The sequence below is a fragment of the Streptomyces sp. NPDC046909 genome, from assembly GCF_040644695.1.
GTDB lineage: Bacteria > Actinomycetota > Actinomycetes > Streptomycetales > Streptomycetaceae > Streptomyces.
Window position 1 is genome coordinate 89,274 of sequence record NZ_JBEYXC010000010.1, and the last position, 9,042, is coordinate 98,315.

General features: G+C 65.7%; 19 protein-coding genes. All 19 read left to right on the forward strand.

Annotated elements, in window-relative coordinates; translation table 11 throughout:
• Window positions 1–3: 3 nt before the first annotated feature.
• The 19 genes from rplD to rplO all read left to right on the forward strand — a co-directional run bounded on the left by rplD (window position 4) and on the right by rplO (window position 8,802).
• The gene (gene rplD, locus ABZ928_RS30925; RefSeq protein ID WP_059192907.1) at window positions 4–660 is read left to right on the forward strand and encodes a 50S ribosomal protein L4; all 657 of its coding nucleotides are present in this window, start codon (window positions 4–6) and stop codon (window positions 658–660) included.
• Window positions 660–1,079, forward strand: a complete 420-nt coding sequence (gene rplW / locus ABZ928_RS30930) for a 50S ribosomal protein L23 (RefSeq protein ID WP_059192906.1) — start codon at window positions 660–662, stop codon at window positions 1,077–1,079. The genes rplD and rplW overlap by 1 nt, the downstream gene beginning before the upstream one ends.
• A gap of 38 nt (window positions 1,080–1,117) precedes the next feature.
• Entirely contained in the window at window positions 1,118–1,954 is an 837-nt protein-coding gene (rplB, locus tag ABZ928_RS30935; protein ID WP_007494772.1) for a 50S ribosomal protein L2, read from the forward strand.
• Window positions 1,955–1,966: 12 nt separating this feature from the next.
• Window positions 1,967–2,248 (forward strand): 30S ribosomal protein S19, encoded by a 282-nt coding sequence (gene rpsS / locus ABZ928_RS30940; RefSeq protein WP_003992359.1) that lies wholly within the window; start codon window positions 1,967–1,969, stop codon window positions 2,246–2,248.
• A 44-nt stretch (window positions 2,249–2,292) separates the two neighbouring features.
• On the forward strand, window positions 2,293–2,640 hold the full coding sequence (gene rplV / locus ABZ928_RS30945; RefSeq protein WP_003974262.1) for a 50S ribosomal protein L22: 348 nt from the start codon (window positions 2,293–2,295) through the stop codon (window positions 2,638–2,640).
• Window positions 2,640–3,464: a 30S ribosomal protein S3 gene (rpsC, locus tag ABZ928_RS30950; RefSeq protein ID WP_361526083.1), complete on the forward strand. Its 825-nt coding sequence runs from the start codon at window positions 2,640–2,642 to the stop codon at window positions 3,462–3,464. The genes rplV and rpsC overlap by 1 nt, the downstream gene beginning before the upstream one ends.
• Before the next feature lie 5 nt (window positions 3,465–3,469).
• Window positions 3,470–3,889, forward strand: coding sequence for a 50S ribosomal protein L16 (gene rplP / locus ABZ928_RS30955; RefSeq protein ID WP_009327094.1), 420 nt, complete (start codon window positions 3,470–3,472; stop codon window positions 3,887–3,889).
• A complete protein-coding gene (gene rpmC, locus ABZ928_RS30960; protein ID WP_059079052.1) occupies window positions 3,889–4,113 on the forward strand; it encodes a 50S ribosomal protein L29 in 225 nt (74 codons plus the stop codon). Before rplP ends, rpmC begins: the two co-directional genes overlap by 1 nt.
• The gene (gene rpsQ / locus ABZ928_RS30965) at window positions 4,113–4,400 is read left to right on the forward strand and encodes a 30S ribosomal protein S17 (protein WP_126273792.1); all 288 of its coding nucleotides are present in this window, start codon (window positions 4,113–4,115) and stop codon (window positions 4,398–4,400) included. Before rpmC ends, rpsQ begins: the two co-directional genes overlap by 1 nt.
• 109 nt (window positions 4,401–4,509) lie before the next feature.
• Complete coding sequence (gene rplN / locus ABZ928_RS30970; protein ID WP_003998823.1) at window positions 4,510–4,878, forward strand: 50S ribosomal protein L14; 369 nt, start codon at window positions 4,510–4,512, stop codon at window positions 4,876–4,878.
• 2 nt (window positions 4,879–4,880) lie between these two features.
• On the forward strand, window positions 4,881–5,204 hold the full coding sequence (rplX, locus tag ABZ928_RS30975; protein ID WP_030046380.1) for a 50S ribosomal protein L24: 324 nt from the start codon (window positions 4,881–4,883) through the stop codon (window positions 5,202–5,204).
• Window positions 5,204–5,761: a 50S ribosomal protein L5 gene (gene rplE / locus ABZ928_RS30980; protein ID WP_003974255.1), complete on the forward strand. Its 558-nt coding sequence runs from the start codon at window positions 5,204–5,206 to the stop codon at window positions 5,759–5,761. The genes rplX and rplE overlap by 1 nt, the downstream gene beginning before the upstream one ends.
• Before the next feature lie 5 nt (window positions 5,762–5,766).
• A complete protein-coding gene (locus tag ABZ928_RS30985) occupies window positions 5,767–5,952 on the forward strand; it encodes a type Z 30S ribosomal protein S14 (protein ID WP_003948630.1) in 186 nt (61 codons plus the stop codon).
• 214 nt (window positions 5,953–6,166) lie between these two features.
• On the forward strand, window positions 6,167–6,565 hold the full coding sequence (gene rpsH, locus ABZ928_RS30990; RefSeq protein ID WP_013001411.1) for a 30S ribosomal protein S8: 399 nt from the start codon (window positions 6,167–6,169) through the stop codon (window positions 6,563–6,565).
• A gap of 25 nt (window positions 6,566–6,590) precedes the next feature.
• Entirely contained in the window at window positions 6,591–7,130 is a 540-nt protein-coding gene (rplF, locus tag ABZ928_RS30995; RefSeq protein WP_274242333.1) for a 50S ribosomal protein L6, read from the forward strand.
• 3 nt (window positions 7,131–7,133) lie between these two features.
• On the forward strand, window positions 7,134–7,517 hold the full coding sequence (gene rplR / locus ABZ928_RS31000) for a 50S ribosomal protein L18 (RefSeq protein WP_361526089.1): 384 nt from the start codon (window positions 7,134–7,136) through the stop codon (window positions 7,515–7,517).
• A 36-nt stretch (window positions 7,518–7,553) separates the two neighbouring features.
• On the forward strand, window positions 7,554–8,159 hold the full coding sequence (gene rpsE, locus ABZ928_RS31005; RefSeq protein WP_019753099.1) for a 30S ribosomal protein S5: 606 nt from the start codon (window positions 7,554–7,556) through the stop codon (window positions 8,157–8,159).
• A 2-nt stretch (window positions 8,160–8,161) separates the two neighbouring features.
• Window positions 8,162–8,344, forward strand: a complete 183-nt coding sequence (rpmD, locus tag ABZ928_RS31010) for a 50S ribosomal protein L30 (RefSeq protein WP_003974250.1) — start codon at window positions 8,162–8,164, stop codon at window positions 8,342–8,344.
• 2 nt (window positions 8,345–8,346) lie between these two features.
• Window positions 8,347–8,802, forward strand: a complete 456-nt coding sequence (gene rplO / locus ABZ928_RS31015; RefSeq protein WP_003974249.1) for a 50S ribosomal protein L15 — start codon at window positions 8,347–8,349, stop codon at window positions 8,800–8,802.
• Window positions 8,803–9,042: the final 240 nt, after the last annotated feature.

Sequence of the window (9,042 nt, forward strand, 5' to 3'; positions counted from 1 at the left end):
CCGATGAGCACTGTTGACATCCTTTCGCCTGCCGGCGAGAAGACCGGAAGCGTCGAACTCCCCGCGGAGATCTTCGGCGTGGAGAAGGTCAGCATCCCGCTGATCCACCAGGTCGTCGTCGCGCAGAACGCGGCTGCCCGCCAGGGCACGCACAAGACGAAGACCCGTGGCGAGGTCCGTGGTGGTGGCAAGAAGCCTTACCGCCAGAAGGGCACCGGCCGCGCCCGTCAGGGCTCGACCCGCGCGCCGCAGTTCGCCGGTGGTGGCGTCGTGCACGGTCCCGTGCCGCGTGACTACTCGCAGCGGACCCCGAAGAAGATGAAGGCCGCGGCCCTGCGCCACGCCCTCACCGACCGGGCCCGCAACAACCGCATCCACGTCGTCACCGGCGTGATCGAGGGCGAGGCTCCTTCCACGAAGGCCGCCAAGTCGCTGTTCGGCAAGATCTCGGAGCGCAAGAACCTGCTCCTGGTCGTCGAGCGTGCCGACGAGGCCGCGTGGCTGTCCGCCCGCAACCTGCCCCAGGTCCACATCCTGGAGCCGGGCCAGCTGAACACGTACGACGTGATCGTCTCGGACGACGTGGTCTTCACCCAGGCCGCTCTCGAGTCCTTCGTCGCCGGCCCGAAGGCCAACGACACCGAAGGGACTGAGGTCTGATGGCCATCCGTCACCCCTCTATCGCCTCCAAGGCGGCCAAGGCCGCCAAGGCCGCGCGCGTCGCCAAGGCGCGTCGCCACGCCGCCGAGGGCAAGAACACCGTCGAGACGCCGCTCAGCAAGTCGTTCACGGACCCCCGTGACGTGCTGCTGAAGCCGGTCGTGTCGGAGAAGAGCTACGCGCTCCTCGACGAGGGCAAGTACACGTTCATCGTGGCCCCCGACGCCAACAAGACCCAGATCAAGCAGGCCGTCCAGGCGGTCTTCTCGGTCAAGGTCACGGGCGTGAACACGCTCAACCGCCAGGGCAAGCGCAAGCGGACCCGCACCGGTTTCGGCCAGCGTGCCGGCTCCAAGCGCGCGATCGTGACCCTTGCTGAGGGCGACCGTATCGACATCTTCGGCGGTCCGACCGCGTAAGCGGGTCGGATCGTCCGATATCGGACGAGGACTGAGAAATGGGAATCCGCAAGTACAAGCCGACTACGCCGGGCCGTCGTGGCTCCAGCGTCGCCGACTTCGTCGAGGTCACGCGGTCCACGCCGGAGAAGTCGCTGGTCCGCCCCCTGCACAGCAAGGGCGGCCGTAACAACGCCGGTCGTGTGACCGTTCGCCACCAGGGTGGCGGACACAAGCGCGCCTACCGCGTGATCGACTTCCGTCGTCACGACAAGGACGGCGTGCCGGCGAAGGTCGCGCACATCGAGTACGACCCCAACCGCACCGCGCGCATCGCGCTGCTGCACTACGCCGACGGCGAGAAGCGCTACATCCTCGCCCCGCGCAACCTGCAGCAGGGTGACCGCGTCGAGAACGGTCCCGGGGCCGACATCAAGCCGGGCAACAACCTGGCCCTCCGCAACATCCCGGTCGGTACCACGATCCACGCGATCGAGCTCCGTCCCGGTGGCGGTGCCAAGTTCGCCCGCTCCGCCGGTGCCTCCGTGCAGCTGCTCGCGAAGGAGGGCTCGATGGCCCACCTCCGCATGCCTTCCGGTGAGATCCGCCTGGTCGACCAGCGCTGCCGCGCCACGGTCGGCGAGGTCGGCAACGCCGAGCAGAGCAACATCAACTGGGGCAAGGCCGGCCGTAAGCGCTGGCTGGGCGTTCGTCCGACCGTTCGCGGTGTGGCGATGAACCCGGTTGACCACCCGCACGGTGGTGGTGAGGGCAAGACCTCCGGTGGTCGCCACCCGGTCTCCCCGTGGGGTCAGAAGGAGGGTCGTACTCGTTCGCCGAAGAAGGCTTCGAACAAGTACATCGTCCGCCGCCGCAAGACGAACAAGAAGCGCTAGGAGCGGGTTTAGATGCCGCGCAGTCTCAAGAAGGGGCCCTTCGTCGACGACCACCTGATCAAGAAGGTGGACGCCCAGAACGAAGCCGGCACCAAGAACGTCATCAAGACCTGGTCCCGTCGCTCCATGATCGTGCCGGCCATGCTCGGCCACACGCTCGCGGTGCACAACGGCAAGACCCACATCCCGGTGTTCGTCACCGAGTCGATGGTCGGTCACAAGCTCGGCGAGTTCTCGCCGACTCGTACCTTCCGGGGTCACGTCAAGGACGACCGGAAGTCGAAGCGCCGCTAGCAGCGGATCGCATTCAGACACGTAAGTAACTGAGAGGGACAACCATGGAAGCCAGGGCCCAGGCGCGGTACATCCGCGTTACGCCCATGAAGGCCCGCCGCGTGGTGGACCTTATCCGTGGCATGGATGCCACGGAGGCTCAGGCTGTTCTGCGATTCGCTCCGCAGGCAGCCTCCGTGCCGGTCGGCAAGGTGCTCGACAGCGCCATCGCCAACGCCGCGCACAACTACGACCACACCGACGCCGACAGCCTCTTCATCTCCGAGGCGTACGTCGACGAGGGCCCGACCCTGAAGCGGTTCCGGCCGCGTGCCCAGGGCCGTGCCTACCGGATCCGCAAGCGGACCAGCCACATCACCGTGGTCGTCAGCAGCAAGGAAGGAACCCGGTAATGGGCCAGAAGGTTAACCCGCATGGGTTCCGGCTCGGCATCACCACGGACTTCAAGTCCCGTTGGTACGCCGACAAGCTGTACAAGGACTACGTCAAGGAAGACGTCGCCATCCGTCGGATGATGACGTCCGGCATGGAGCGCGCCGGTATCTCGAAGGTTGAGATCGAGCGCACCCGTGACCGTGTGCGTGTGGACATCCACACCGCGCGTCCGGGCATCGTCATCGGCCGCCGTGGCGCCGAGGCCGACCGCATCCGCGGTGACCTCGAGAAGCTCACGGGCAAGCAGGTCCAGCTGAACATCCTCGAGGTCAAGAACCCCGAGACGGACGCTCAGCTGGTTGCTCAGGCCGTTGCCGAGCAGCTCTCCTCCCGCGTCTCCTTCCGCCGCGCCATGCGTAAGAGCATGCAGTCGGCGATGAAGGCCGGCGCCAAGGGCATCAAGATCCAGTGCGGTGGCCGCCTCGGTGGCGCCGAGATGTCCCGCTCGGAGTTCTACCGCGAGGGCCGTGTGCCCCTGCACACGCTCCGCGCGAACGTGGACTACGGCTTCTTCGAGGCCAAGACGACCTTCGGCCGTATCGGTGTGAAGGTCTGGATCTACAAGGGCGACGTCAAGAACATCGCCGAGGTCCGCGCCGAGAACGCTGCCGCCCGTGCGGGTAACCGCCCGGCTCGCGGTGGCGGCAACGACCGCCCGGCCCGTGGTGGCCGTGGTGGCGAGCGGCGCGGTCGCAAGCCGCAGCAGGCTGCCGGTTCCGAGGCCCCCAAGGCCGAGGCTCCCGCCGCCGCTCCGGCTGAGAGCACCGGAACGGAGGCCTGACCGACATGCTGATCCCCCGTAGGGTCAAGCACCGCAAGCAGCACCACCCGAAGCGCTCCGGCGCTGCCAAGGGCGGCACGCAGGTTGCGTTCGGCGAGTACGGCATCCAGGCGCTCACCCCGGCGTATGTGACGAACCGTCAGATCGAGGCCGCTCGTATCGCCATGACGCGTCACATCAAGCGTGGTGGCAAGGTCTGGATCAACATCTACCCGGACCGTCCCCTCACCAAGAAGCCTGCCGAGACCCGCATGGGTTCCGGTAAGGGTTCTCCGGAGTGGTGGATCGCCAACGTCAAGCCCGGACGCGTGATGTTCGAGCTGTCGTACCCCAACGAGAAGATTGCGCGTGAGGCCCTCACTCGTGCAGCGCACAAGCTGCCGATGAAGTGCCGGATCGTCAAGCGCGAGGCAGGTGAAGCGTGATGTCGGCCGGTACCAAGGCGTCCGAGCTGCGCGAGCTGGGCAACGAGGAGCTCCTCAACAAGCTCCGCGAGGCCAAGGAAGAGCTGTTCAACCTCCGCTTCCAGGCGGCGACGGGCCAGCTCGAGAACCATGGCCGTCTGAAGGCGGTCCGCAAGGACATCGCGCGGATCTACACCCTGATGCGCGAGCGTGAGCTGGGCATCGAAACGGTGGAGAACGCCTGATGAGCGAGAACAACGTGACTGAGAACACCACTGAGGCCCGTGGCTTCCGCAAGACCCGTGAGGGTCTCGTCGTCAGCGACAAGATGGACAAGACCGTCGTCGTCGCCGTCGAGGACCGCGTGAAGCACGCGCTGTACGGCAAGGTCATCCGCCGTACGAACAAGCTCAAGGCTCACGACGAGCAGAACGCCGCGGGCGTCGGCGACCGTGTCCTCCTCGCGGAGACCCGGCCGCTGTCCGCCACGAAGCGGTGGCGCGTCGTCGAGATCCTCGAGAAGGCCAAGTAATTTCCTGCGGGCATCCCCGCAGGACAGTTCCGCCAGGCTCGGCAGGGGCCCCAACTCCCGTAAGGGATAAGGCCCCTGCCGGGAACCGGCAGACAAACAGGAGATAGACGTGATCCAGCAGGAGTCGCGACTGCGTGTCGCCGACAACACTGGTGCGAAGGAAATCCTTTGCATCCGTGTGCTCGGTGGCTCCGGTCGCCGCTACGCGGGCATCGGTGACGTCATCGTCGCCACCGTCAAGGACGCGATCCCCGGTGGCAACGTGAAGAAGGGTGACGTCGTCAAGGCGGTCATCGTTCGCACCGTCAAGGAGCGCCGCCGTCCGGACGGCTCGTACATCCGCTTCGACGAGAACGCCGCCGTCATTCTGAAGAACGACGGCGACCCTCGCGGCACCCGCATCTTCGGCCCGGTCGGGCGTGAGCTGCGCGAGAAGAAGTTCATGAAGATCATCTCGCTGGCTCCGGAGGTGCTGTAAGCATGAAGATCAAGAAGGGCGACCTGGTCCAGGTCATCACCGGCAAGGACAAGGGCAAGCAGGGCAAGGTCATTGCCGCTTACCCGCGCGACGAGCGCGTCCTGGTCGAGGGTGTCAACCGGGTCAAGAAGCACACCAAGGCCGGCCCGACCGCCAAGGGTTCGCAGGCCGGTGGCATCGTCACGACCGAGGCGCCGATCCACGTCTCCAACGTCCAGCTGGTCGTTGAGAAGGACGGCAACAAGGTCGTCACGCGTGTCGGTTACCGCTTCGACGACGAGGGCAACAAGATCCGCGTTGCCAAGCGGACGGGTGAGGACATCTGATGGCTACCACCACGACTCCGCGTCTCAAGACGAAGTACCGCGAGGAGATCGCGGGCAAGCTGCGTGAGGAGTTCTCCTACGAGAACGTCATGCAGATCCCCGGCCTCGTCAAGATCGTGGTCAACATGGGTGTGGGCGACGCCGCCCGCGACTCCAAGCTGATCGAGGGCGCCATCCGCGACCTCACCACGATCACCGGTCAGAAGCCGGCCGTCACCAAGGCCCGCAAGTCCATCGCGCAGTTCAAGCTGCGTGAGGGCCAGCCGATCGGTGCCCACGTCACGCTCCGTGGCGACCGCATGTGGGAGTTCCTGGACCGCACCCTGTCGCTCGCGCTGCCGCGCATCCGCGACTTCCGTGGTCTGTCCCCCAAGCAGTTCGACGGCCGTGGCAACTACACCTTCGGTCTCACCGAGCAGGTCATGTTCCACGAGATCGACCAGGACAAGATCGACCGTACCCGGGGTATGGACATCACCGTGGTCACCACGGCGACCAACGACGCTGAGGGTCGCGCCCTCCTTCGTCACCTCGGCTTCCCCTTCAAGGAGGCGTGAGCGAGATGGCGAAGAAGGCTCTGATCGCGAAGGCTGCTCGCAAGCCCAAGTTCGGCGTGCGTGGCTACACGCGCTGCCAGCGCTGCGGCCGTCCCCACTCCGTGTACCGCAAGTTCGGCCTGTGCCGCGTGTGCCTTCGTGAGATGGCTCACCGTGGCGAGCTGCCGGGCGTGACCAAGAGCTCCTGGTAATCCCCGCTTTTAGGGATTCCCGAAGCTCTCGGTAAGCAATGGGCGTGTCAGACGCCCTCCTCTCCATGGCTTAGGCTGGGAGGGTTGGGCGTCTGACGACTGCCCGTACGACTTACTACGCCGTAGGTCCCCCGCACCGCACCCGCCTCGTCTCGGATCGAGGAGAGGGATGGCGCACCAGGAAACCCCGGCGAGAGAGGCCGAAGGCCAATTCATGACCATGACTGATCCGATCGCAGACATGCTTACGCGTCTGCGGAACGCGAACTCGGCATACCACGACTCCGTGACGATGCCGGCGTCCAAGATCAAGTCTCACATCGCGGAGATCCTCCAGCAGGAGGGCTTCATCACGGGCTGGAAGGTCGAGGACGCCGAGGTCGGCAAGAACCTCGTCCTCGAGCTGAAGTTCGGCCCGAACCGTGAGCGCTCCATCGCGGGCATCAAGCGGATCTCCAAGCCCGGTCTCCGGGTTTACGCGAAGTCCACCTCCCTGCCCAAGGTGCTGGGCGGCCTCGGCGTGGCGATCATCTCCACGTCGCACGGGCTCCTCACCGACAAGCAGGCCGGCAAGAAGGGCGTAGGCGGAGAAGTCCTCGCCTACGTCTGGTAGCGGAAAGGAATCGGAGGAAAAAGCTATGTCGCGTATTGGCAAGCTCCCCATCACGGTTCCCGCCGGCGTGGACGTCACCATCGACGGCCGTACGGTCTCGGTCAAGGGCCCCAAGGGTTCCCTGAGCCACACCGTTGCTGCGCCGATCGAGATCGCTAAGGGTGAGGACGGCGTTCTGAACGTCACCCGCCCGAACGACGAGCGTCAGAACAAGGCCCTGCACGGCCTGTCCCGCACGCTGGTGGCGAACATGATCACCGGCGTGACCCAGGGTTACGTGAAGAAGCTCGAGATCAGCGGTGTCGGTTACCGAGTGACCGCCAAGGGTTCGAACCTGGAGTTCGCTCTGGGCTACAGCCACCCGATCACCGTCGAGGCCCCCGAGGGCATCACCTTCAAGGTGGAGGCCCCCACCCGGTTCTCGGTCGAGGGCATCGACAAGCAGAAGGTCGGCGAGGTTGCGGCCAACATCCGCAAGCTGCGCAAGCCCGACCCGTACAAGGCCAAGGGCGTCAAGTACGAGGGCGAAGTCATCCGCCGCAAGGTCGGAAAGGCGGGTAAGTAAGCCATGGCATACGGACAGAAGATCCTCAAGGGCGACGCCTACAAGCGCGCCGCGATCAAGCGCCGTCACATCCGTATCCGTAAGAACATCTCGGGTACGGCTGAGCGTCCGCGTCTCGTAGTCACGCGCTCGAACCGCCACATCGTGGCCCAGGTCATCGACGACATCAAGGGTCACACCCTGGCGTCGGCGTCGACCCTGGACACCACGATCCGCGGCAACGAGGGCGACAAGTCCGCGCAGGCCAAGTCGGTCGGCGCCCTGGTCGCCGAGCGCGCCAAGGCCGCGGGCGTCGAGGCTGTCGTATTCGACCGTGGTGGCAACCAGTACGCCGGGCGCATCGCCGCCCTGGCGGACGCCGCCCGCGAAGCCGGGCTCAAGTTCTGAGCCGCTCGTAGCTAGCGGAAAGAGAGAGGTAATCCAATGGCTGGACCCCAGCGCCGCGGAAGCGGTGCCGGTGGCGGCGAGCGGCGGGACCGTAAGGGTCGTGACGGTGGCGCTGCTGCCGCCGAGAAGACCGCTTACGTTGAGCGTGTCGTCGCGATCAACCGTGTCGCCAAGGTTGTGAAGGGTGGTCGTCGCTTCAGCTTCACCGCGCTGGTCGTGGTGGGCGACGGTGACGGCACCGTGGGTGTCGGTTACGGCAAGGCCAAGGAGGTGCCGGCCGCCATCGCCAAGGGTGTTGAGGAGGCCAAGAAGCACTTCTTCAAGGTCCCCCGTATCCAGGGCACCATCCCGCACCCCATCCAGGGTGAGAAGGCTGCCGGCGTTGTGCTCCTGAAGCCCGCGTCGCCCGGTACCGGTGTTATCGCCGGTGGTCCGGTGCGTGCCGTGCTCGAGTGCGCCGGTATCCACGACGTGCTGTCGAAGTCGCTCGGCTCCGACAACGCCATCAACATCGTGCACGCGACCGTGGAGGCCCTGAAGGGTCTGCAGCGTCCCGAGGAGATCGCGGCCCGCCGTGGTCTGCCCCTCGAGGACGTCGCTCCCGCGGCTCTTCTCCGTGCGCGTGCCGGGGCGGGTGCGTAATCATGGCGCAGCTCAAGATTACGCAGGTCAAGTCCTACATCGGCAGCAAGCAGAACCACCGTGACACCCTGCGTTCCCTTGGTCTCAAGGGCATCAACACGCAGGTCGTCAAGGAGGACCGCCCCGAGTTCCGCGGCATGGTGCACACCGTCCGCCACCTCGTGACGGTCGAGGAGGTCGACTGATCATGGCGGAGAACAACCCGCTCAAGATCCACAACCTCCGTCCCGCCCCGGGCGCCAAGACCGCCAAGACCCGTGTGGGTCGTGGTGAGGCGTCGAAGGGTAAGACGGCCGGTCGTGGTACCAAGGGCACGAAGGCCCGCTACCAGGTTCCGGAGCGCTTCGAGGGTGGGCAGATGCCCCTCCACATGCGTCTTCCGAAGCTGAAGGGCTTCAAGAACCCGTTCAAGACCGAGTTCCAGGTCGTGAACCTCGACAAGCTGGCCGCGCTCTACCCCGAGGGTGGCGAGGTCACGGTCGAGGGTCTGGTGGCCAAGGGTGCCGTTCGCAAGAACAGCCTCGTCAAGGTCCTCGGCCAGGGTGAGATCTCCGTGGCGCTGCAGGTGACGGTCGACGCCGTCTCCGGCTCCGCCAAGGAGAAGATCACCGCCGCCGGCGGCACCGTCACCGAGCTCGTCTGAACACCTCAGGCGTCTCGATGACTTGATCGATCCCGACCGGGGATACCCCACAAAAGGGGTATCCCCGGTTGGTCGTTCCTAGGGTGGCAGTCTCGCCGGTAAGGTGGCCTGCACTGCCAACTTTCACAGGGTGCTTCACCTGAGGCACCCTGAGCGGCAGTTGACCGTTATGCATTCGTCTGTATCCGTCGAACCTCAAGACCGTCACCCTTGACGCAGTAGCGCGGGGGTCGCAGGAGG

Coding starts and splice junctions, on each gene's coding strand:
- rplD (WP_059192907.1), top strand. CDS start 4: ATGAGCACTGTTGACATCCTTTCGCCTGCCGGCGAGAAGACCGGAAGC.
- rplW (WP_059192906.1), top strand. CDS start 660: ATGGCCATCCGTCACCCCTCTATCGCCTCCAAGGCGGCCAAGGCCGCC.
- rplB (WP_007494772.1), top strand. CDS start 1,118: ATGGGAATCCGCAAGTACAAGCCGACTACGCCGGGCCGTCGTGGCTCC.
- rpsS (WP_003992359.1), top strand. CDS start 1,967: ATGCCGCGCAGTCTCAAGAAGGGGCCCTTCGTCGACGACCACCTGATC.
- rplV (WP_003974262.1), top strand. CDS start 2,293: ATGGAAGCCAGGGCCCAGGCGCGGTACATCCGCGTTACGCCCATGAAG.
- rpsC (WP_361526083.1), top strand. CDS start 2,640: ATGGGCCAGAAGGTTAACCCGCATGGGTTCCGGCTCGGCATCACCACG.
- rplP (WP_009327094.1), top strand. CDS start 3,470: ATGCTGATCCCCCGTAGGGTCAAGCACCGCAAGCAGCACCACCCGAAG.
- rpmC (WP_059079052.1), top strand. CDS start 3,889: ATGTCGGCCGGTACCAAGGCGTCCGAGCTGCGCGAGCTGGGCAACGAG.
- rpsQ (WP_126273792.1), top strand. CDS start 4,113: ATGAGCGAGAACAACGTGACTGAGAACACCACTGAGGCCCGTGGCTTC.
- rplX (WP_030046380.1), top strand. CDS start 4,881: ATGAAGATCAAGAAGGGCGACCTGGTCCAGGTCATCACCGGCAAGGAC.
- rplE (WP_003974255.1), top strand. CDS start 5,204: ATGGCTACCACCACGACTCCGCGTCTCAAGACGAAGTACCGCGAGGAG.
- ABZ928_RS30985 (WP_003948630.1), top strand. CDS start 5,767: ATGGCGAAGAAGGCTCTGATCGCGAAGGCTGCTCGCAAGCCCAAGTTC.
- rpsH (WP_013001411.1), top strand. CDS start 6,167: ATGACCATGACTGATCCGATCGCAGACATGCTTACGCGTCTGCGGAAC.
- rplF (WP_274242333.1), top strand. CDS start 6,591: ATGTCGCGTATTGGCAAGCTCCCCATCACGGTTCCCGCCGGCGTGGAC.
- rplR (WP_361526089.1), top strand. CDS start 7,134: ATGGCATACGGACAGAAGATCCTCAAGGGCGACGCCTACAAGCGCGCC.
- rpsE (WP_019753099.1), top strand. CDS start 7,554: ATGGCTGGACCCCAGCGCCGCGGAAGCGGTGCCGGTGGCGGCGAGCGG.
- rpmD (WP_003974250.1), top strand. CDS start 8,162: ATGGCGCAGCTCAAGATTACGCAGGTCAAGTCCTACATCGGCAGCAAG.
- rplO (WP_003974249.1), top strand. CDS start 8,347: ATGGCGGAGAACAACCCGCTCAAGATCCACAACCTCCGTCCCGCCCCG.